Origin of the sequence: Micromonospora sp. BL4 (assembly GCF_003667505.1) — a bacterium.
Classification (GTDB): domain Bacteria; phylum Actinomycetota; class Actinomycetes; order Mycobacteriales; family Micromonosporaceae; genus Micromonospora.
In genome coordinates this window covers 38511-62087 of sequence record NZ_RCVJ01000171.1, presented here as the reverse complement: position 1 = coordinate 62087, position 23577 = coordinate 38511, and the positions used below count along the sequence as shown (strand labels likewise).

9 protein-coding genes are annotated in these 23577 nt (G+C 71.0%); 8 read left to right on the top strand and 1 reads right to left on the bottom strand.

Translation table 11 applies throughout. From position 1 onward, the window contains the following. Position 1 precedes the first annotated feature (1 nt). The 7 genes from EAD89_RS23375 (at position 2) to EAD89_RS23345 (ending at position 16309) form a co-directional block, all read left to right on the top strand. Complete coding sequence (locus EAD89_RS23375; RefSeq protein WP_121677217.1) at positions 2–1924, top strand: glycoside hydrolase family 127 protein; 1923 nt, start codon at positions 2–4, stop codon at positions 1922–1924. Between the two features lie 93 nt (positions 1925–2017). Continuing rightward, on the top strand, positions 2018–6757 hold the full coding sequence (locus EAD89_RS23370; RefSeq protein ID WP_233578997.1) for an Ig-like domain-containing protein: 4740 nt from the start codon (positions 2018–2020) through the stop codon (positions 6755–6757). Between the two features lie 59 nt (positions 6758–6816). Then, complete coding sequence (locus EAD89_RS23365; RefSeq protein WP_121677226.1) at positions 6817–10011, top strand: family 43 glycosylhydrolase; 3195 nt, start codon at positions 6817–6819, stop codon at positions 10009–10011. A gap of 24 nt (positions 10012–10035) precedes the next feature. Then, complete coding sequence (locus EAD89_RS23360; RefSeq protein WP_121653357.1) at positions 10036–10668, top strand: hypothetical protein; 633 nt, start codon at positions 10036–10038, stop codon at positions 10666–10668. A 65-nt stretch (positions 10669–10733) separates the two neighbouring features. Beyond that, on the top strand, positions 10734–11795 hold the full coding sequence (locus EAD89_RS23355) for a hypothetical protein (protein ID WP_121653345.1): 1062 nt from the start codon (positions 10734–10736) through the stop codon (positions 11793–11795). A gap of 41 nt (positions 11796–11836) precedes the next feature. After that, positions 11837–14935, top strand: coding sequence for a beta-L-arabinofuranosidase domain-containing protein (locus tag EAD89_RS23350; RefSeq protein WP_233578985.1), 3099 nt, complete (start codon positions 11837–11839; stop codon positions 14933–14935). A 345-nt stretch (positions 14936–15280) separates the two neighbouring features. Further along, on the top strand, positions 15281–16309 hold the full coding sequence (locus EAD89_RS23345; RefSeq protein WP_121653344.1) for a LacI family DNA-binding transcriptional regulator: 1029 nt from the start codon (positions 15281–15283) through the stop codon (positions 16307–16309). 28 nt (positions 16310–16337) lie between these two features. Here the strand turns inward: EAD89_RS23345 and EAD89_RS23340 are convergent, their stop codons facing one another. Then, positions 16338–17360, bottom strand: a complete 1023-nt coding sequence (locus tag EAD89_RS23340) for a LacI family DNA-binding transcriptional regulator (protein ID WP_121653343.1) — start codon at positions 17358–17360, stop codon at positions 16338–16340. 423 nt (positions 17361–17783) lie between these two features. Between EAD89_RS23340 and EAD89_RS23335 the strand changes: the two genes are divergently transcribed. After that, positions 17784–23402, top strand: coding sequence for a GH92 family glycosyl hydrolase (locus EAD89_RS23335; protein WP_121677216.1), 5619 nt, complete (start codon positions 17784–17786; stop codon positions 23400–23402). Positions 23403–23577 lie beyond the last annotated feature (175 nt).

Sequence of the window (23577 nt, the reverse complement as noted above, 5' to 3'; positions counted from 1 at the left end):
CATGAGCGGCACCGTACCCACGGCCGCCCCTGTCGTGCCGATCCGTGGCCGTCTCCGGCCGCTCGGGCTGGACCAGGTCCGGATCACGGGGGGATTCTGGGCGCAGCGTCAATCGACCAACGCCGCCGCCACTCTCCCGCACATCGAGCACTGGCTCGAACGCGCCGGCTGGATCGGCAACTTCGACCTCGCCGTGCGGGGAGACCTGTCGCGCGACCGCCGCGGACGCGAGTTCTCCGACTCGGAGATCTACAAGTTCCTCGAGGCGACGGCGTGGGAGATCGGCCGGACCGGCGACGCGGAGCTCGAGTCGAGGTTTCGCGCCATGGTGCGTCGGGTGGCCGCGGCGCAGGAGGCCGACGGCTACCTCAACACCCGGTTCGGTCGCCCGGGGCAGGCGCCCCGGTGGTCCGACCTCGAATGGGGTCATGAGCTCTACTGCATCGGTCACCTCCTCCAGGCCGCGGTCGCCCGCGCCCGAACGCGTCCGGGCGCGGACGACGGGTTGTTCGAGGTCGCCCGCCGTGCCGCCGACAACGTGTGCGAGACCTTCGGACCGGACGGTATCGACGGCCTGTGCGGACACCCGGTGATCGAGACCGCGCTGGTGGAGTTCGCCCGGGTCACCGGCGACGACCGCTACCTGACCCAGGCCGCGCTCTTCGTCGACCGGCGGGGTCACGGCCGGCTCAGCGATGTGGAGTACGGCCGGGAGTACTTCCAGGACGAACAGCCCGTCCGGGAGGCGACGGTCCTGCGGGGGCACGCGGTACGGGCGAACTACCTCGCCTCCGGCGCCGCCGACGTCGCCGTCGAGTTGAAGGACGCCAGCCTGTTGGACGCGGTACGCACCCAGTGGGTCAACGGGGTGGCCCGGCGCACGTACGTCACCGGCGGGCAGGGTTCCCGGCACCAGGACGAGGCGTTCGGCGAGGACTGGGTGCTGCCCCCCGACCGGGCCTACTCCGAGACCTGCGCCGGCGTCGGTTCGGTGATGCTCGCGTGGCGGCTGCTGCTCGCCGACGGCGATCCCCGGTACGCCGACCTCATCGAGCGGACGCTGTTCAACGTGGTGTCGACCTCGCCGGCTGCCGACGGGCGGAGCTTCTTCTACACCAACACGCTGCACCGCCGTGAGCTCGGCACCCTTCCCGACGCCGACCGGCCCAGCCTTCGCGCGGCGGCCTCGCTGCGGGCGCCCTGGTTCGAGGTCTCCTGCTGCCCGACGAACGTCGCTCGCACCCTGGCCAGCCTGTCGGCCTACGTCGCGACGTCCGACGACGAGGGCCTCCAGCTTCACCAGTATCTGCCCGGCACCGTCGAGCACCGCCTCGCCGACGGGCGGGACCTGCGCGTGAGCGTCGCGACCGACTACCCCCACGGCGGGCAGGTCCGGGTGCGGATCGAGAGCGACGACGACCGCCCCTGGTCGCTGTCGTTGCGGGTGCCCGGCTGGGCGGCCCAGGGTGCGACGCTGACCGTCGACGGCGACACCCGCCCGGTCGGCCCGGGCCTGGTCACCGAGACCCGGACGTGGCGGCGGGGCGACGAGGTCGTTCTGTCCCTGCCGATGGCGCCCCGGTTCACCCATCCGGACGAGCGCATCGACGCGGTGCGTGGATGCGTCGCGGTGGAGCACGGACCCCTCGTGCTCGCCCTGGAGTCCGTGGACGTCCCGGGCGTCGAGACCGTCGACGAGCTCCGTGTCGACACCAGCCAACCGCCCCGCCTCGTCCAGGACCGCGTCACCGTGCGCTGCTGGCGCGTCCACCCGCGTGACCACGACTGGCCCTACCGGTCCGAGCAGGTCGAGTCGGCGCCGACGGTCGGCGAGACCCTCGACGAGGTGCCGCTGGTGGAGTACCACGACTGGGCCAACCGAGGGCCCTCGACCATGCGCGTCTGGCTCCCGACCGGGCGCTGACCAGAGATCACGGGCCGGGAGGCCCCCTGATGTTAGCGCTAACGCTTCTCCGCGCCGCCCCGTTCAGCCGCACCGACGACAGGGAGGAACGACATGATCCATAGACGAGTGAGGCGGGTGCCCCTCTGGGCGGCCCTGGCCGCGCTGGTGGTGGGAGGGGCGGTCGGCGTACCGTCCCCGGCCCACGCCGACAGCCCGGTCCTGCCGGGCAACGAGGGTGACGTCGGCGTCTACACCAACGGGCAGAACCATGCCATGGAGATCGGCGACCCGACCTACAGCAACGTCGGTGACGTCGCCAACCAGCTCAAGCCCGGTGTGCCGTTCACCGCGGGCAACATGCACCAGTCGATCTTCGAGAAGGATCTGGCCGCCGGCGGCACCGACTACTACCTCGACCGGGTGCTGGGCGTCCCCGGAACGATCGGGTCGGCGGTGCTGATGACGCGGGGCCGCTCCCTCTACATGCGCGGCGCGAGCAACAACAACTTCACCATCATGGGCTTCGCCGGCAGCGCGTACGTCGGCGGCCCCAACAACCTCGGCAACCTGTACACCGTCACGGTGCCCGGGCAGACCGTCACCGAGGTCAACGCCAACCGGTTCAACGCGCCGAGCCACGCGAAGAGCCGGTACACGATCGGCACCACCGGCGTCACCGCCAACCAGACCAAGTTCATCACCGAGGACAACGTCGCCGTCACCGCCCTCGACTTCGACAACCCCGGCGACGCGCCGGCAACCTTCACCGTCCGCGCCGCGTCACCGCTGGCCACCCAGGCCGGGCCGGGCGCGGCGTCGCTGACCGGCACGCGCACCATCACCAGCGGCTCCAACAACGGGCTCGTCGACACCGCGTGGGACTCGATCAAGGTCGACCTCACCGGCGCCGGCTTCAGTCGTACCGGAGCCAACCTGGACCGCGAGATCACCGTGCCGGCCGGCGGCACGGTGTCCCTGTCGGTGGTCGGCGCGGTCTCCTCGGCCACCCTGACCAAGACCGTGCAGAGCTACCAGGAGTACGCCGAGATGCCGCCGGCCACGGCCGTGCGCACCGGCATCACCGCGTTCAACCGCCGCTGGGCGCAGGACGTCCCCTACATCGACGTGCCCGACCCCGCGCTGGAGAAGGCCATCGTCTACCGCTGGTGGGGCGAGCGGTACAACACGCTCGACGCCAACGCGCCCGGTCACGTCTACCAGTACCCCACGACGATCGAGGGGGTGAACCTCTACCAGAACGCCGTGGCGCTGACCCAGCCGATGCACCTTCAGGACACCAAGTGGCTGCGCACGCCGTACCTGCCGTACGGCCAGGTCCTCAACATCGGCGAGCTGTCCGGCTCCTCGGCCTTCCTGGACAGCCCGGGGCACACGAGCTGGAACAACCACTACTCGCAATACCTCGGCACCGCCGGGCTCGAGGCATACAACGTGCACGGCGGCGGCAAGGAGATCGCCCGCAAGTTCGCCCGCTACTTCGAGGGCGACGGCGTCGGCCAGCTCGAGCACTACGACGGCAACGACGACAAGCTCATCGCGTACGACACCAACTACATGCCGGGCAACGACGCCGACGCGATCACCTTCGGCTACCCGAAGGCCAACGCCGGCGCGCCCGGCGCTCGCACCATCGAGCGCCCCGAGTCCGCGTACGTGTGGGGCGCGTTCGACGCCGCCCGCCAGCTCTACCAGCTCGCCGGCGCCGACCAGGGCAAGGTCGACGAGATGGCCGGCGGCGCCGACGCCATCCGCGCGGCGATCCTGGACCGGCTGTGGAGCCCCGACATGCGGATGTTCCTCGCCGGCACGTCGCACGGCGCCACCAGCGCGGCCACCGCCAACGGCCGGCCCAACCCGCTGCCCGAGTCGGCCCGTGACCTGATCCCGGCCCGGGAGTCCAACCTCTACGACGTCTACGCCGAGAACCTCATCCCGTTCGACCAGTGGCAGACCTACGTCGACGGCTACCGTTTCCTGACCTACGGCGACAACTTCCCGATCTTCCCGTTCTACACCGCCAACCAGTACGACCGGACGGCCTACGGGATCGGTGGCTCCAACAACTTCTCCAACATCAACTTCACCGTGCAGTACCGCGGTGTCCGCTCGGCGCTGCGCCACTACGACCCGGAGCAGAAGTACATCACCCCGGCGTACGCCAAGCGGCTGCTGGACTGGATGGCCTGGAGCATCTACCCCAACGCGGACCTGCGCGCCCCGAACCAGGCGGAGTACTACTCCAACTGGAACCCCACCACGAAGACCTACAACCGCAACAACCCGAACCACGTGATGCTCGGCAACATGAACTACATCTTCGTCGAGGACATGGCCGGCCTCCAGCCGCGCTCCGACGACAAGATCGAGCTGTCGCCGATCACCTTCGGCTACGAGCACTTCATGGCCAACAACCTGCGCTACCACGGCCAGGACGTCACCATCGTCTGGGACCCCGACGGCAGCGAGTACGGCCTGGGCGCCGGCTACAGTCTGTTCCTCAACGGCGAGAAGAAGGTCAGCACCGACAAGCTCGGCAAGCTCACCTACGACCCGCGTACCAACCAGGTCCAGGCCGAGGACGGCCTGACCGTCACGTTCACCGCGACTACCGGGGCCGACGTCCCGAGCGCCGTCGACACCCCGATCGAGGACACCCGCGTCGTCGATTACCTCAAGACGGCCGGCATCGACCTCACCGAGGACGCGCCGAACCTGGCGGCCGGCGCCGACCTCAGCTCGTCGTACACCCAGCAGGGCGCGCGGCCCACGCCGTGGCGGCAGTTCCACACGCCCGGCTGGAGCAGCACCTCGATGAACCACACACCCGGCGCCATCAAGGAGACCGAGCGGCCGGTGTCGCTCGCGGCCGTGACCGACGGCGTCACCGCCAACGAGCCCTACTGGGGCAACTACGGCACGACCGACAAGAACGGCTACATCGAGCTGGACCTCGGGTCGGCCAAATCCTTCGACAACGTCAAGCTGTACGCCGTCAGCGACCGCCAGGCCGGTGGCTACCGCGAGCCCGCGCGCTGGTGGGTGCAGGTGCCCGACGGCGACGGCGGCTGGAAGGAGGTGCCCGGCCAGTTCAAGAACCCGACCGTCCCGTCGGCGAAGTTCAACGAGGCGCTGTTCGACACCGTGACGTCGAGCAAGCTGCGCATCGCCTTCACGAACAACCCGACCCACTACACGGCGATCTCCGAGATCCAGGTGTTCAACTCCGGACGGGACGTACCGGAGGTCTCCAACCAGGCTCCCGTGGTCACCGCCGCACGTGACGGCTCGGCGGACGGCAACCTGTCCACCAGGCTGGCCGGCACGGCGTCCGACGACGGCGTCCCCTACGACAGCGAACTCACCTTCGGCTGGGAGACCGTCTCGGCCCCGCCCGGTGCTGGCGTCATCTTCTCCGACCCGAAGGCGCTGACCACCCGGGTGACCGGCACGGTCGAGGGCGACTACGTGTTCCGGCTCTTCGCCAGCGACGGCGAGAAGCGGTCGGAGGCCACCGTGGCGGTGACCCTCGCCAAGCGGGACGTGGTCGCCGAGTTCGGCTCGTCCGCGACGATCAGCACCAGCGGCACCTCGTCGTGGGAGAACCACCAGCGGGTCAAGGAGAGCACCACACCGAACAGCTCGAACCCGGGTGCCGGAAACGGCTGGGGCAACTGGGGCCAGCCACAGAACGGCACCAGCCCGGAGCGGGAGGCGTGGATCCAGTACCGGTGGACCGCGCCGGTGCGGCTGTCGTCGACCGACATCTACTGGTACGACGACAACGGCGGCACCCGCCGGCCCACCGGCACCACGTACGCGATCGAGAGCTCCGCGGACGGCACCACCTGGACGCCGGTCACCCTCACCGGGGACTCGACGTACGCCGGCGGTCTCGCCACCAACGCCTACAACCACTTCGACTTCCAACCCGTCACCACCAGCTACCTGCGCGTCCGCATCTGGGGCCTCATGGGCAGCGGCGCGGGCACCGGTGTGCTGCGCTGGCGCGCCAACGGCGAGACCGTCGACTCGGTGCGCTCACCGGTGCTCATCCGGACCACGGTGGGCGACGTGCCCACCCTGCCGAGCACGCTCGACGCGGTCTACGCCAGCGGCGCACGTGGCACCGTCGCGTTCAACTGGCAGGAGATCACGCCGGCGATGGTCGCCGAGACCAACGTCGAACCGTTCGTGGTCTACGGCACGAACGACGCGTACGGCCTCATCGCCGAGGCCCGCGTCTACGTGCGGCCCGAGACAGCCCCGGGTGGCATCTCCATTCAGGGCGCCGAGACGTTCGAGCGGACCGTCGACGTGGGCGAGCTTCCCCACCTGCCGGACAAGGTGGAGGTCTCCTACAACGACGGGTCACGGGACAACCAGGCCATCGGCGTCGACTGGGACTTCGACGAGGACATCGTCGACACCCCCGGTCGCTACACCATCATCGGCAACCTGATCCTGCCCGACTACGTCAGCCAGGCCGGCGCCACCCGGACCACGTTGACCCTCACCGTGGGCGACCCGCCGGAGACCCCGACGTGGGACGTCGAGGTGCAGGCGCGCACCCAGTGCATCGGCACCCGCGCGTACGTCTCGGTCAACGCGCGCAACGCCGGGGACGTGCCGCTCACCATCGAGCTGGTCACGCCCTACGGGTCGCGCACGGTGTCCAACGTCGCCCCCGGCGCGTCCGCCTACCAGGCGTTCACCACCCGCGCCTCGGCCGTGCCGGCCGGGGTCGCCACGGTGAAGGCCACCGGCAGCGTGGACGGCCAGCCGGTGACGGTGGCGTTCGAGGCGCCGTTCGGCGCGCTCGCCTGCGGCTGACCCTTCGTGGTGGCGGCGCCGCACCGGCGCCGCCACCACCTCCGGACAACAGTGAGGAGATCGACACCGTGAACACCACAGTGGTGCGCGGCGCCGCCCCACCAACCGGCCGGCCGGCGCGTCGGCTCCGCAGGGCGCTCGCCGCGACGGCGGTCGCCGGACTCGTCGCCGCCGGCCTGGTCGGGGTCGCCGCCCCGGCCCACGCCGCCGACTCGTACACCTTCACCAACACCGTCAACCCGATCCTCGGCGACGGCACCTACTACTCCGCCGACCCGGCGCCGGTCGTCGTGCCGGCCGGCGCTCCCGGCAACGACAGCGGCACGGACCAGCTCTACATCTACACCGGGCACGACCAGGCCGGGCCGTCCACCAACGACTTCATCATGAACGAGTGGGGCGCCTTCCGGACCACGGACGTCGAGGCGGGGGAGTGGACCCACTACCCGTCGCTGATGCGCCCGGAACAGGTCTTCGCCTGGGCGACACCCGGGCGCGCGTATGCCGGTCAGGTCGTCCGGGGCGTGGACGGTCGCTACTACTGGTACGTACCGATCAACGAACAGGACAGCCCGGCCTCGGACAAGTTCGCGATCGGCGTGGCCGTCTCGGACAGCCCGACCGGCCCGTGGACCGACCACGCCGGCGGGCCGATCATCTCCCAGCGGGTGCCGACGCCCAACACCATCCACAACATCGACCCGACGATCCTCATCGACGGCACCGCCCCGAACCAGCGGGTCTACCTGTGGTGGGGCTCGTTCAGCCAACTGCGGATGATCGAGCTCCAGCAGGACATGAAGACGCCGGTCACCACCCAGCGCCCGGTCACCGGCCTGACCGGATTCTTCGAGGCGGCCTGGGCCTTCAAGCGCAACGGCACCTACTACATGGCGTACGCCGGGAACAACGCCGGCCCGACCTCGCAGTGCACCCCGGCGAACTACCACGCCTGCATCGCGTACGCGACGGCGTCGTCGCCGGAGGGGCCGTGGACCTACCGGGGCACCATGCTCCGGCCGGTCTCCTCGACGACGAGCCACCCGGGCATCCTGGAGTTCGACGGCCGGTGGTACATGGCGTACCACACCGCGGACGCCGTGGGCGGCGGCCACTTCCGCCGTTCCGTGGCGATCGACCCCGTCGAGTGGGACGACACGCAGAGCCCGCCGCGGCTGAAACTCGTGACGCCGACGCCGGTCAGGGGACCCGACCGCACCCCGCGGGCGAACATCGCCCAGGCGGCGACGGTCACCGTCTCCAACCAGCCGGTGCCCACCCAGTACTGGGTGAAGGCGCTCAACGACGAGATCGTCCGGTCCAACCCGCTGCCGCCGGACATGTGGGGGACCTGGACGGGCAACAACCCGCCCCAGCAGTGGGTGCAGTACACGTGGGACCAGCCGATGCGGATCTCCGGGTCGCAGATCGACTTCTGGAACGACCAGCCGCAGGGCACCGGCGCGGGCGTCGCGGCGCCCGCCCGCTGGCGCATCCAGTACTGGAACCTCGACAGCGGTCAGTGGGCCGACGTGCCGAGCCCCAGCGGCTTTCCGACCGGCACGCAGGGCTTCCAGAACACCTCGTTCGACCCGGTGACCACCACCCAGGTGCGCGCCGTGTTCGACGCGTCGACCAACGGCAGCACCTATTCGGGCGTGGCGGTCGAGGAGTGGAAGGTCCTCGCCGCTCAGCCGGAGTCCGTCACCCCGCCGGCGATGACGGTGGAGGTGGGGGAGACCGAGCTGCCCGACGGTCTGCCGGTGTCGTTCGGCGCCCAGACGCTGCGGGTGCCGGTCTACTGGGACCCGGTGACGCCGCAGGACGTCGCGACGCCCGGGACGTTCACGGTCGGGGGAAGCGTGCTCGGCTACGCCGCCGGCCGCGTCTCCGCGCAGGTCCGGGTCATCTCACCGGAGGACACCGAGGGTGACGAGACCCCGCCGACGCTGACGCTCACGCCCAGCGGCAGCGCCGGCACCGCCGGCTGGTTCCGGTCCGCGGTGCGCGTGCGCATCGCCGGCGTCGACGATCGGGGCGGCCGGATGACCATCCGGTCGCGGGTGGACGACGCCGAGCCGGTCGTCGCGAGCGCCGTACGGTCCCTGGACGCCACCGTCTCCGGCGACGGCCAGCACACCGTCACGGCGACCGCGACCGACCGCGCGGGCAACACCTCGGAGCCTGCGAGCCTGGCCGTCCGCATCGACGCCACGGCACCGGCCAGCACGGCCACCGTGGACAGCGCCACCCGGGCGGTCACGGTGACCGCGAGCGACGCCACCTCCGGGGTCACCCGCATCGAGTACGCCGTCGACGCCGGAGCGTGGACCGCCTACAGCGGCGCCGTCGCGGCGCCCGACCCGAACCGGCACACCGTGTCGTTCCGTGCCTTCGACGCGGCCGGGAACCTGGAGACCGCGAAGACGGTCACCATCTCGGCGGACCTGTCGGGGCCACTGACCGGCAACGTCGGGCCCATCGCGACCCCGACCGCCTCCTACACGGCGGGGTGGAACAGCGTCGCCGCCCTCAACGACGGCGCCGACCCGGCGAACCCGAGCCAGGCGCAGGTCTGGGGCACCTGGTCCGGCAACCGTCCGGCCACCCAGTGGGTCCAGTACGACTGGACGCGACCGGTGCGCGTCACCGGCACGGAGTTGAAATTCTGGCGGGACTCCAACCGCGGCACCGGCGACGGAGTCGCCGAACCCGACGGGTGGGTGCTGCAGTACTGGGACGAGGCGACCTCGGCCTGGCGCGACGTGACCGGCGCGTCCGCCTACGGCACGAGCACCACCGCGTTCAACACGGTGACCTTCGATCCGGTCACCACGCCCCGGGTGCGGGCCACGATCCGGGCCAACGGGAACGGCACCACGTACTCCGCGGTCGCGATCACGGAGTGGCGGGTCGTCGCCGACGACCCGGGCGTCCAACCCGTCGTGCCGGTCACGGTCAGCGCGCAGGCGCGGTGCGTCGGCGGTCGGGCGTACATCGCCGTGCAGGCGCGCAACGAGCACGACGCGCCGGTGGACATCGTCCTGGAGACGGCCTACGGCCAGCGCTCCGTGGCCGACGTGGCACCCGGTGCGAACGCCTACCAGTCGTTCGCCACCCGGACGGCCTCGGCGCCGGCCGGCTCGGCGACCGTCCGGGCCACCGGGCCCATCAACGGTGTGGACGTGACGACCGTCCGCACCGCAGACCACGCCGGCGCCGACTGTGCCGGCGATCCCCGTCAGGCCCCGTAACCACTAGTGACGATGGAGCGGCAGATGAACGCAGGAAAACGTAGGCGGTTGCTCGCGGCCGGCGCCGCGGGCGCGATGCTGGCCGGGACGGTGGCGCTGCAGGCCCCGGTCCAGGCCGATCCCGGCGACAGCACCGACGTGCGGGTGACGGTCGACATCGAGGAGATCGTCGAACCCGGCGTGCTCGCCATGTCGATCGCCGGCAACTCGGTCGCGCTGTCCGAGGACGGCTCGACCCTGTTGGTCCGCCAGTTCGTCGGCAGCCTGCCGACGGTGACGGTCACCGACACCCGCACGGCCGAGGAGGTGCCCGACGACGCCGCCTGGGCCGTGCTGGGTAGCGCCACCGACTTCGTCGGCGGCGCCGGCCAGGCGCCGATCAGCGCCGGCCACCTCGGCTGGAAGCCGCGCCTGCTCGACGGCGGTGACACCGGCCTGGTCACCGAAGGCGAAGAGGTGGTGACCGTGCTGGACGAGCCGACCCAGCCCGGCAACAACGTGGGCCTGGTCGACCAGGAGCTGCTGGTGTCGACGTTCGACTCCGAGGCGGTCACCGGCGACGCGTACTCCGTCGACGCCGACCTGTACCTGCGCACCCCGGCGGATGTCGCCGCCGGCTCGTACACCTCGACGTTGACCCTCTCCCTGTTCGAGTGACGCCCGGGTGGGGGCCGCGTCGCCGTGGCCCCCACACCCACATCCCTCCGTCGAAGGACCCCGCGATGATCCGGACCTCGCCGCGGACGCCGCTGCGACTGCTCGCCGTGCTGGCCGCAGTGTTCGTCACCGTGCCGATCGCACCCGCCACCGCGATGGCGGAACCAACCAGCCCGACGCTGACCTGGGCGGTCCAGCCGGCCAACCAGCAGGGCCCGGACGGCCGCCGGTGGGTCGAACGGACCCTCGACCCGGGCCAGGTGGTGACCGAGCACCTGGCCGTGCGGAACCTCAGCGACGGCGCGGTGGTGTTCGCGCTCAAGGCGGCCGACGGCTACCTCACCGACAAGGGGCGGTTCAACATGCTCCCGTCCAACCGCGAGTCGGTGGACGGTGGCACCTGGATCCGGGTGCAGGAGACGGTCAGCGTCGGACCCAAGCAGACGAAGGTGGTGCCGTTCACCATCACCGTGCCCCGCGACGCCACGCCGGGGGACCACCCGGCCGGCATCGCGGCGGCGGTCACGAGCGCGGGCGGCACGGTCGCCGTCGAGAGCCGGGTCGGGTTCCGGGTCATGCTGCGAGCCAGCGGCACGGTCACCGCGTCCCTGGCGATCAGCGGCCTCACCGCCCGGTACGAGCGCTCCTGGAACCCCTTCTCGGCCGGCACCGTCCACCTCCGCTACACCACGACGAACGACGGCAACGTCGCGGTGACCGGCGACGGCCGGACGACCGCCGCCGGTCCGCTCGGTCTGACCACACGGCGGACCACGACGAACGTCGAGGAGACACTGCCCGGCGGTAGCCGCGAGGTCGAGGCCCGCCTCGACGGCGTCTGGGCGGTGGGACGACTCCAGACGCGCGTCGACCTCACACCGGCCGTCCTCGGCGGTGACGGGGCCGGCGCCGAGATCAGGCCCGCCACCGCCACCGTCACGATCTGGACGCTGCCGTGGCCGCAACTGGCCCTCGCTGCCGCCGTCGCGGCCCTCGCCCTCGCAATCCGGAGCACCCGTCGCCGACGCCGGCGGCGACTCGCGCAGTTGCTCGCCGACGCCCGGGACGAGGGCCGGGCGGAAGCCCGGACATCGGCCCTGGCCGGCAACGCGCCAACGGCTCCCTGACCCCCCGCTCGAAAGATCCCCGCTCGAAAGGACGATCCGCAATGGTGGAATCCGACAAGATGCCCGTCAGCCGACGTCAGGTACTTCAGGCATCGGCCATCGGCGCCGCGGCAGTGGCCGCCGCCGGCGCGCTCCCGGCGACCGCCGCGGAGGCAGCGACGGCCACCGGGACGACGACCGGCCTGGCCTCTCCGGGCGCCGTCCCGGCCGATCCCGGCCCCGGCGGCACCGCCCCGGTCCGGCCGTTCCAGCTGCGTGACGTGACGCTGGGCGACGGCCTGCTCCAGGAGAAGCGTGACCGCATGAAGAGCTACCTGCGGCAGCTCGACGAGCGGCGCTTCCTCGTGCTGTTCAACAACCAGGCCGGACGACCGAACCCGCCGGGCGTCTCCGTCCCCGGGGGCTGGGAGGACGGTGGGCTGCTCAGCGGCCACTGGGCCGGCCACTTCATGACGGCCCTGGCGCAGGGTTACGCCGACCACGGCGAACCGATCTTCAAGAGCAAGCTCGACTGGATGGTCGACGAGTTGGCGGCGTGCCAGGCCGCGATCACCGCGCGGATGGGCGGGGGCGGCCCGGGCGGCGAGGAACCGGAGGAGCCGCAGATCGGCCGGGTACCGGGTCGCTTCGGAAGCGGCCTGCGCCTGAACGGCCCGAGCCAGGCACAGCACGTCGCCCTGCCGCAGGAGGCGATCAGCCAGCTCGCCGACTTCACGATCGCCGCCTGGGTGAATCTCGCCTCCACCCAGAGCTGGAGCCGGCTGTTCGACTTCGGTCAGAACACCACGGTCAACATGTTCCTGACCCCGCGCGCCGGTGTCACCGGCAACGTGCCGAGGTTCGCGATCACGGTCAGCGGGGGCGGTGGCGAGCAACGGATCGACGGCGCCGCGGCCCTGCCCACGAACCAGTGGGTGCACCTCGCCGTCACCCTCACCCAGAACACCGGCACGCTGTACGTGAACGGTGAACAGGCCGGCCAGAACACGGCCATGACTCTCAGCCCGGCCAACCTCGGAAACCCCGGGAACCGGTGGATCGGGCGGTCGCAGTACGGCGACGCGTACCTGGACGCCACCGTCGACGAGTTCCACATCTTCGACCGGGCCCTGAGCCAGCCGGAGGTCCGGTCGCTGCTGGACTCGGCTGCCGGGAGCACCGGCGGCGGGTCGATCGCCTGGTACCGGTTCGACGAGGAGGGGGGCTCCACCATCAGGGACGCCTCGCCCAACGGCCGGGACGGCGGCATCGTGGCGAGCCAGAGCGGGGGAGCGGCCGACTGGATCCCGACCCACCCGGGCTACCTGGGCGCGATCCCGGAGGACGCGGTGCTCCGGCTCGGTCCGCCACGGTGGGCCGTCTACGGCGGCGACCTGAGCACCAACACCTGGGCGCCGTGGTACACGCAGCACAAGATCATGCGTGGTCTGCTCGACGCGTACTACCACACCGACAACCCCAAGGCCCTCGACGTGGTCGTCAGGATGGCCGAGTGGGCCCACCTGGCGCTGACCGTCGGGGACAAGAACCATCCCGCGTACACGGGCCCGATCACCCGGGACAACCTGAACTACATGTGGGACCTCTACATCGCCGGCGAGACCGGTGGCGCGAACGAGGTGTTCCCCGAGATCTACGCGCTCACCCGCGACGCGCGGCACCTGGACACCGCCAAGCGCTTCGACAACCGGGAGTCGCTCTTCGACGCCTGCGTCGAGAACCGCGACATCCTCGTCACGACGCCGCAGACCCGTCCCGGTCGTCGCCGACCGGATCGGCTGCACGCCAACTCGCACGTGCCGCAGTTCGTCGGCTACCTGCGCGTCTACGAGCACAGCGGTGACCCCGAGTACCTCAAGGCCGCCAAGAACTTCTTCGGCATGGTCGTCCCGCACCGGATGTACGCCAACGGCGGGACCGGCGGCAACTACCCGGGCTCCAACAACAACACCGAGTTGTTCCAGAACCGGGACAACATCGCGAACTCGATCGCCCAGGGTGGCGCGGAGACCTGCACCACCTACAACCTGATCAAGCTGGCTCGTAACCTGTTCCTGCACGAGCACGACCCGGCGTACCTGGACTACTACGAGCGCGGCCTGCTCAACCAGATCCTCGGTTCGCGTGCCGACAACACGAACGTCAACAACCCGCAGGTCACCTACTTCCAACCGCTGACCCCGGGCGCCACCCGCAGCTACGGCAACACCGGCACCTGCTGCGGCGGGACCGGCATGGAGAACCACACCAAGTACCAGGAGACGGTCTACTTCAAGTCGGCCGACGGCAGGGCGCTGTGGGTCAACCTGTACGTGCCGTCGACGCTGACCTGGGCCGAGAAGGGCTTCGTCGTCACCCAGGAGACGAACTACCCGCGGGAGGACCGCACCAGGCTGACCGTCGACGGGCGCGGGCGGCTCGACATCAAGCTGCGGGTGCCGGGCTGGGTGGAGAAGGGCTTCGTCGTGACGGTCAACGGCGTCGTTCAGAAGGGCGCCGCCAAGCCCGGCACCTACCTGACCGTGAGCCGGACGTGGAAGCCGGGCGACACCATCGAGATCCGGATGCCGTTCAGCATCCGGATCGAGCGGGCGCTGGACCGCCCCGACACCCAATCGATCTTCTGGGGTCCCCTCCTGCTGCAGATCCTCGGAAACCCGGGTGTCGGCAACTACCGGGAACTGTCCCTGTACCGCCACCTGAAGCGGGACGGCGACTACGCCCGCGCGGCGATCACAGCCGCCGGCAGCACGGAGGCGGGCGACGCGCTCTTCACCACGCACGGCTTCACCCTGCGGCCGTACCACATCGGCGACACGCAGGCCGCCTCGTCGTACTTCCGGCGGGTCGAGCCGACGATCGTGTTCGGGTCGGTCGACACCGGTGTGCCCAACCGCAAGCGGAACGACGGGTTGCCCAACTACGACGTACCCGTGGCGGGCGTGCCGTCACCCGGCACTGACGGCCCGACCTTCCTCGACCTGCTCTGGGATCAGGCGCCCTTCTCCAACCACGGCCAGTTCGTGTCGGCCGTCAACCACCTCGCGCAGTCGTTCGTCAAGGACGGGCTCCTGAGCCGGGAGGAGAGGTCGATCGTCGTGACGAGCGCCGCGCGGTCCAACAAGGAGCTCGCTCCGTAGGCGTCGCCGGATCGCGGTACGCCCGCGTGCCGGATGGCCGTGGCCCGGTCGACCCGACCGGGCCACGGTGGTTTCGGCGTCGGCGCCATCGTTGGCGCTGCCGCGACCGGCACCGATGTTTCGAGCGTTTTCGGGATGCGCAACCAGGCCCGTGCCGGGGCGACCAGCGCCCCAGGTAGTGTCCGCTCCGGTAGGGGGGCCCGCGCCTGCTGCCGGGGCACACCCGCGCCGCAAGATCTCCGAAAAGGTTTTAGGATGTGCTCCGCTGGCTGATCGACAAGACACCCGGCGACGGCCTCGCCGACGCGCAGCGCACCTGTGTCGGTCGCTGAGAGGGAGCATCGCATGACCACCGAACCCGAGGTCCCCGCCTACCGCCCACCCACGCTCACCGATGTCGCCAAGCTCGCCGGGGTGTCGGTCGCCACCGCGTCCAAGGCCATCAACGGTCGCGGTGAGGTGCGGTCGAGCACGAGGGTCCGGGTGCTGGAGGCCGCGGAGCTGTTGTCCTTCGCGCCGAACGCCCTGGCCCGGGGGTTGCTCAGCGGGCGCACCGGCACCGTCGGCCTGCTGACGAGTGACCTGGAGGGGCGCTTCTCGATCCCCATCCTGATGGGGGCCGAGGACGCGTCCGGAGCCGGGCAGGTCTCGGTCTTCCTCTGCGACGCGCGCGGCGACGCGATCCGGGAGAAGCACCACGTGCAGGCGCTGCTGTCCCGGCGGGTGGACGGCCTGATCGTCGTGGGTTCCCGCACCGACCCCCGGCCGCCGCTGGCCGGCACCATCCCCGTGCCGGTCGTGTACGTCTACGCCCCCTCCGCCGACCCGGCGGACATCTCGATCACGGTCGACAACGTGGGTGGTGGCCGGCTCGCCATCGAGCATCTGCTGGCGTGCGGCCGACGCGCCATCGCCCACATCACCGGGGAGGCCGGGTTCCAGGCGGCGAGGGACCGGGCGGAGGGCGCGGCGGCCGCCCTCGCCGCCGCCGGCCTGCCCATGGTCGGCGACCGGCCCTACTTCGGGTCGTGGGACGAGTCCTGGGGGAGAGCCGCCGCGCACATGGTCATCGAGCAGCATCCCGAGGTCGACGCGATCTTCTGCGGCAGCGACCAGATCGCCCGTGGTGTCCTGGAGACGCTGCGGGACTTCGGACGGGACGTGCCGCGCAGCATCTCGGTCATCGGCTTCGACAACTGGGAGGCCATCGCCGCTGACTCCCGCCCACGACTGACCAGCATCGACATGAACCTGAAGCACCTCGGCGAGGTGGCCGGCCAGCGGCTCTTCGCGGCGATCGACGGCGCCGCGCCCAGCTCGGAAGAGTTTCCCGGTCGCGTCGTGATGCGCGAGTCGACCCTGCCCGTCGGCTGAGCACCGTGCCGCCGTCGCGGTGGCGGTCTCAGTGGTGCAGAACCGGGCCGGTGGACTCACGGACCACCAGGCGGCCGGGTTGCCGGATGACCCCGCTGCCGGCGTTGCCGTCCATCGCGGCGAAGAGATGGTTGACCGCGGCGGCCCCGAGCTGTTCCAGATTGAGGTCCACGGTGGTCAGCGGCGGCCGGCAGTCGGCCGCGAAGAACTCCCAGTTGTCGTATCCCACGATCGCCACGTCGTCGGGGATCCTCCGACCGAGGTCGCGCAGGGTGTCGGCCGCGCCGGCGGCGACCTGGTCGTTGCCGCAGAAGATCGCGTCCACGTCCGGCCGGGCGGCGAGCAGCAGCCGCGCGGCGTGCCGGCCCCACCGTTGCGACCACTCGCCGTAGAGCGGGTCGCCGGCCGGGGTGAGCCCCGCCTCCGCGAGCACCGTTCGGAGGCCGGCGGCGCGGTCACGTGCCGCACGGTACGTGTCCGGCCCGGTGATGTGCCCGATCCTGCGGCGGCCGTGCGACACCAGGTGCTCGGCGGCCAGCCGGGCGCCGCCCTCGTCGTCCGCCACGATCGACAGGTCGTTCGGATCGGTCGACTCGGCGTACGCGTAGACCACCGGGACGGGGATGTCCTGTGTCAACGACGGGCGCACGTCGTTGCTGTCGCCGACCACGATGAACCCGTCGACCTGGCGGGCGAGCAGGGTACGGATGTAGTGCTGCCGGCGGATCGCGTCGCCGCGCGCGTCGCAGAGCAGCACGGACATCTGCCCGTTGCCGAGGGCGTTCTCGGCTCCGAGCAGGATGGGTATGGCGAACCGGCCGCCGAGTTCGTCGGTGAGCAGCCCGACCGTGCGGGTGCGCCCGGAGATCAGCCCGCGAGCCAGCACGTTCGGCTGGAACGACAACTCGGCGGCGGCCCGCAGGACGCGTTCGCGGGTCTCCGGGGCCACCTCGGCTCGGCTGTTGAGTGCCTTGGACGCGGTGGCCACGGAGGTGCCAGCGCGGTTCGCCACGTCGCTCAACGTCACTGACTGGGATCGTCGTCGGCCCACCGAAAGCCTTTCGCAATCATTTCAGGGTGATGAGCGGGTGTCAGCTGCCTCCTGCTCCTCGCAAGCGTAGTGCGCAGGCTGCCTCCCGGGAAGTCGGCGGAGCTGCCGAGACCGGCGATCGCTCGATGCCCTCGACCCCGCTTTGAAACGGTTTTCGGAGAGGACTTTCGGCCCGTCACCGTGAAGTCCCGTCGCGGTCGACCCGCTCCGGGCCGGCTTGTTTCGCTCTGCCGAACCCATTGACACGGTTGTGATCCACCGGAACCATCAGCGACAGTCCACTGCTCCTGCCTCGGCGTCACGAGTTTTCATGACAACGATGTCAGGCTGCGGCTCCGAAGGACCGACCGCACCAGCGACGGTCCACTCTGCCCAGACGTTCGACGTACTCGACCCCGCTCGAGGCGAAAGGCCCTGCCCCTCATGTCGCATCCCCCCACCGCGCGCCGCCTGTCCCCCCGCCTGATCGCCGCGACAACCGCGATCCTGCTGCCGGTGGGACTCATCATCGGCGCGCCCCTGGCCAGCGCCGCGCCCACCACCGCGCCGCCCGGCAACTTCAGCTCCTCGTTCGAGGCGGCCGACCCGCAACCCGCCGCGACCACCGTCGAGGTCGACGCGAAGGGCAAGCCGGTCCAGGCGAACCTGACCGGATCGAGCCGCCGGGTGCTGCCCGGCAGCCTGCTCGACCAGGTCGGCGCGGTGACCGCGAGCGCCGAGAACGCGCCGAACGAAACCGCCGCGAAGCTCGCGGACGGCGATCCGTCGACCAAGTGGCTGGCGCGCAGCCGGACCGGCTGGGTGACGTACCAGCTGGCCAAGCCGTCGACCGTGGTGCGGTACGCGCTGACCTCCGCGAACGACGAGCCGACCCGGGACCCCAGGGACTTCACCGTGCAGGGGTCCAACGACGGCGACACCTGGGTCGACCTGAACCGGCAGACCGGGCAGAGCTTCGCCGGGCGGTTCGCCACCAGGACCTACAGCTTCGCGAACACGACCGCCTACGGCTACTACCGGCTGAACATCACCGCCAACACCGGTGACCCCCTCGTTCAGCTCGCCGGCTGGGACATCAGCGACGGCTCCACCGTCCGACCGCCGGCCGCCCCCATGGTCAGCGTCGTCGGCGCCGGTCCGGCCGACGGTTACACCACCAAGCCGGGGGTCGGCTTCACCGGACTGGCTTCGCTGCGGTACGCGGGCGGCGCCGTAGACGACGGCCGGTCGTACGCGACCAACCGGCTGTTCGACGTGCACATCCCGGTGGGACCGAAGACGCGGCTGTCCTACAAGATCTTCCCCGAGTACACCGGCCAGGACCCCGGGTACCCGTCCACCTTCGCGGCCGTCGACCTGCACTTCACCGACGGCAGCTACCTGAGCCGCCTGTCGCCCGTCGACCAGCACGGTTACGCGCTCACCCCGGCCGGACAGGGCGCGTCGAAGGTGCTCTACGCCGAGCAGTGGAACGCGGTGCGGGCCGACATCGGCGCGATCGCGCGCGGCAAGACGATCGACCGCATCCTGCTCGCGTACGACAACCCGCAGGCAACGGCGGACACCCGGTTCCAGGGCTGGCTCGACGACGTCGCCGTGACGGCCTCCCCGGCGTCGATCGACGGATCGCGGCTCACCAACTACGTCGACACCCGGCGCGGGACGAACTCGACGGGTGGGTTCTCGCGCGGCAACAACCTGCCGATCACCTCGGTGCCGAACGGCTTCAACTTCTTCACGCCGGTGACCGACGCGACGTCCGACTCGTGGGAGTACCAGTACCACCGGGTCAACAACGCCGCCAACCTGCCCACGCTCCAGGGCCTCGCGATCTCGCACGAGCCGAGCCCGTGGATGGGTGACCGCAACCAGATGTCGGTCATGCCGGTGACCGGCGACGGACCCCTCACCGGGCCGCCCAGCAGCCGGGGGCTCGCGTTCAGCCACGACGACGAGACGGCGCAGCCGGACTTCTACCGGGTCGCGCTGCAGAACGGTCTGATCGCCGAGATGTCGCCGACCGACCACGCCGGGATCATGCGGTTCACCTTCCCGTCCGGGCAGGCGACCGGAAGCCTCGTCTTCTACAACGGCACGTTCACCATCGGCGCCGACGGCACGTTCACCGGCTGGGTGGACAACGGAAGTGGCCTGTCGGCCGGTCGTAGCCGGATGTTCGTGTCCGGCGCCTTCGACCGGGCGCCGACCGCGTCCTCCGCGACGGCCGCCACCTTCGACGTGTCCGCGAACCGCCAGGTGACGATGCGCATCGCGACCTCGTTCCTCTCGGTCGACCAGGCGCGCCGGAACCTCGACCTGGAGGTCACCGGGAAGAGCTTCGACCAGGTCCACGCCGCCGCCACCGCCGCGTGGAAGGACCGGCTCGGCCGGGTCGAGGTGCGGGGCGCGACCGAGACGCAGCTCGTGACGATGTACTCAAACCTGTACCGGCTGAACCTGTACCCGAACTCGCAGTCGGAGAACACCGGCACCGCCGCCGCGCCGCGCTGGCAGTACGCGAGCCCGGTGTCGGCGCCCACCGGCACGTCGACCGCCACCCACACCGGCGCGAAGATCGTCGATGGTCAGATCTACGTCAACAACGGCTTCTGGGACACCTACCGCACCGTGTGGCCCGCCTACGCGCTGCTGTACCCGGACGTCGCGGCCAGGATCTCGGACGGGTTCGTCCAGCACTACCGTGACGGCGGCTGGATCGCCCGCTGGTCGTCCCCGGGCTACGCCGACCTGATGACCGGCACCAGCGCCAATGTGGCGCTGGCCCAGGCGTACCTCACCGGCGTCAAGCTGCCCGACCCGATCGCGGCGTACGACGCGGCGGTCAAGGACGCGACCGTCGCCTCCGGCCGCAGCGCCGTGGGCCGCAAGGGCATCGAGACCTCGCTGTTCCTCGGCTACACGCCGACCTCCACCGGAGAGTCGGTGTCGTGGGCGCTGGAAGGCTTCATCAACGACTACGGCATCGGCAACATGGGCGCGGCCCTGGCCAAGGACCCGGCCACGCCGAAGTCGGAGCGCGACCGGCTCAAGGAGGAGTCGCGGTACTTCCTGGAGCGCGCCCGCAACTACGTCCACCTGTTCGACCCGAAGACGAAGCTCTTCCAGGGCCGCGACGCCTCCGGCGCCTTCCTCGCCGGTGACCCGCTGGACTGGGGCGGCGTCTACACCGAGACCAACGGGTGGAACTTCGCGTTCACCGCACAGCAGGACGGCCAGGGACTGGCCAATCTCCACGGTGGGCCGAAGGCGCTGCGCGACAAGCTCGACCAGTTCTTCGCCACCCCGGAGAACGCCGACCGACCCGGCGGTTACGGCCGCACGATCCACGAGATGCTCGAGGCGCGCGCGGTGCGGATGGGCCAGCTCGGCATGAGCAACCAGCCGTCGCACCACATCCCCTACATGTACGCCTACGCGGGCGCCCCGGCCAGGACGCAGGCGATCGTGCGGGAGATCCTGCAACGCCTCTACGTCGGCAGCGAGATCGGCCAGGGCTACCTGGGCGACGAGGACAACGGCGAGATGTCGGCGTGGTACATCCTCAGCTCGCTGGGCATCTATCCGCTGCAGGCCGGGTCGTCCCACTGGGCCATCGGCTCGCCGCAGTTCACGAAGATGACTGTCCGCCGCACGACCGGCGACATCGTCGTCAACGCGCCGGACAACAGCACCAGCAACGTCTACGTGCAGGGCGTCAAGGTCAACGGAAAGAAGCAGCGTGAGCTGTCCGTCGACGTGTCCGCGCTCGCCAGGGGCGGCACGATCGACTTCCAGATGGGCTCCAAGCCGTCGACCTGGGGCACCGGAAAGAACGAGGCGCCGCCGTCCCTGACCCGGGGCGACAAGGCGCCCGAGCCGCTTCAGGACGTCACCGGCCCCGGTCTCGGCACCGCGACCGCGACGGGCGGGCAGGACGCGTCGAAGCTGTTCGACGACTCGTCGACCACGCAGCTGACGTTCGCCACCGCGACGCCGCAGGTCAGCTGGGCCTCCCGTGGCGTCAGGCAGAAGCCGACCTACTACACCCTCACCTCGGGCGCCGACGTCGGCGATCCGACGGACTGGCGGTTGCAGGGCTCCAACGACGGCATCACCTGGAGCACCGTCGACTCCCGCAGGGGCGAGGCGTTCCGGTGGCGTAACCAGACCCGTCCGTTCACCATCGACAAGCCGGGCCGCTTCACGCAGTTCCGCCTCGTCGTGAGCAGGACGGTCGGCGCCGCGCAGGCGAACCTCGCCGAGATCGAACTGCTCGCCGGGGGCGACATCGAGATCGGCGGCGGCGACATCACGGTGACCGCCGCGGGCGCCGTGCACGCGACGTCCGGCGCACCCGTCTCGGTGCCACTGGCCTCCGTCACCGGGGGCACCGCCAGCGACTACCGGGCCACCATCGACTGGGGTGACGGCTCACCCGTCACCGAGGGCACCCTGACGTTGAGCTCGCGGGCCGTCTACAACGTCAGCGGCTCGCACACCTACGCCACGCCGGGTCACCACCAGGCGAGCGTCACGGTGACCGATGGCACCGGCCAGGGCTCGGTCACGGTCGGCGTCGACGTGGCCTACGCGCCGAGCTCCGGCCTCACCGCCGCGTTCGACACGGTCTGCGTCGGCGACGAGGGCGCCCTCGCGGCGAACTGCGACGCCAAGTCGTGGGCGTACTCGCGGGCCGCCCTGACGGCGGCCGGCGTGACGCAGGGCCAGCGCCACCAGGTGCCCGGAACGGAGCTGCGGTTCACGCTGCCGGAGATCCCGGCCGGGCAGCCGGACAACGCCACCGGCAACGGCAGGACGGTCGTTCTCGACCTTCCGGCCGACGCCCGGAGCATCTCGTTCATCGGCGCCGGCACGCAGGGCAACCAGAGCACCACCGGTACGGCGACGTTCAGCGACGGCAGCACGGCCAGCATCCCGATCCAGCTGAGTGACTGGACGCTGGGCGGCAACGCCAACGGCACCCCGTCGTACGGCAACATCGTGGTCGCCAAGGCCGCGTACCGGTTGAGCGGCACGAGCCGGGACGGCGCGCAGCCGTTCCTGTTCGCCACCGCGCCGTACCAGATCCCGGCGGGCAAGACGCTGGTCTCGGTGACCCTGCCGACGCAGACCGGCGACCCCGGCTCGGCGGGCCGGATCCACGTGTTCGCCATCGCGAACGACGGCACGCCGGCCCCCGCGCTGGTGACCACCGCCCCGGCCAACCAGACGGCCAACGCCGGTCAGGTCCTCACGGCCGCCCTCGGGTCGGTGCGCGGAGGCGTTCCCGGCACGACGGGCTACCGCGCCCGGGTGCAGTGGGGCGACGGCACGGTTCCGGACGACGTCACGGTCGGCTCGGACGGTGCGCTGAGTGGACGGCACACCTACGCGCAGGAGGGCACCTACACGGTGCACGTCACCGCCTGGGACACGGTGTCGAGCAGCACCGCGACCTTCACGGTGACCGTGGCGCGTGGCGGGTCTCAGCCGGCGATCGAGGTGTCGGCGTCCGCCACCGTGACCAGCGGTGACGCGGTCGCCGTCAACGGCAGCGGGTTCGCGGCCGGTGAGCGGGTGACGGTGACTCTCGGCGCCAGTCCGGCGCGGACCGCCACGGTCACGGCGTCGGCGGCGGGAGCGGTACGAGCCTCCGTCGCGACGTCCGGTGACGTGCCGCCCGGCCGGTACTCCGTCACCGCCACCGGCGCGTCCTCCCGGACGCCGGCGACGGCCACCGTCCAGGTGACCGACAAGGTGGAGAAGCCGACCTACGAACCGCAGGCGGCGCTGACGAGCACGTCGGGACCGCGGGGCACGTCGATCACGGTCGACGGCGCCGGCTTCGCTCCGAACGAGGAGGTCACGGTCAGCTTCGGCGACGGCCTCGCGGTCCGCACCGTGCGCGCGAACGGTGACGGCGTCATCGCCGGCGCGACGGTCAGCGTCCCCGCGGCGGCGAAGGTCGGCCCGACCAGCGTCGCGCTGACGGGTGCCATCTCGGTGACCAGGGTCGCCCAGCCCTTCACCGTCACCGGGTAGCGACACCGCTGTGGGCGGGCCGGGTCAGGGCCCGCCCACAGCGGGTACGGCGCCCGGCCCCGCGCCGTCGCCGAGGTTGCTCCGCGCAAGCCACCGACCACTCAACGGCCAGCCCGGATTGATGACGGCCGTCGCCGCCGATCGCGACACGCCCGACCCCGACATGTGGGGTGTG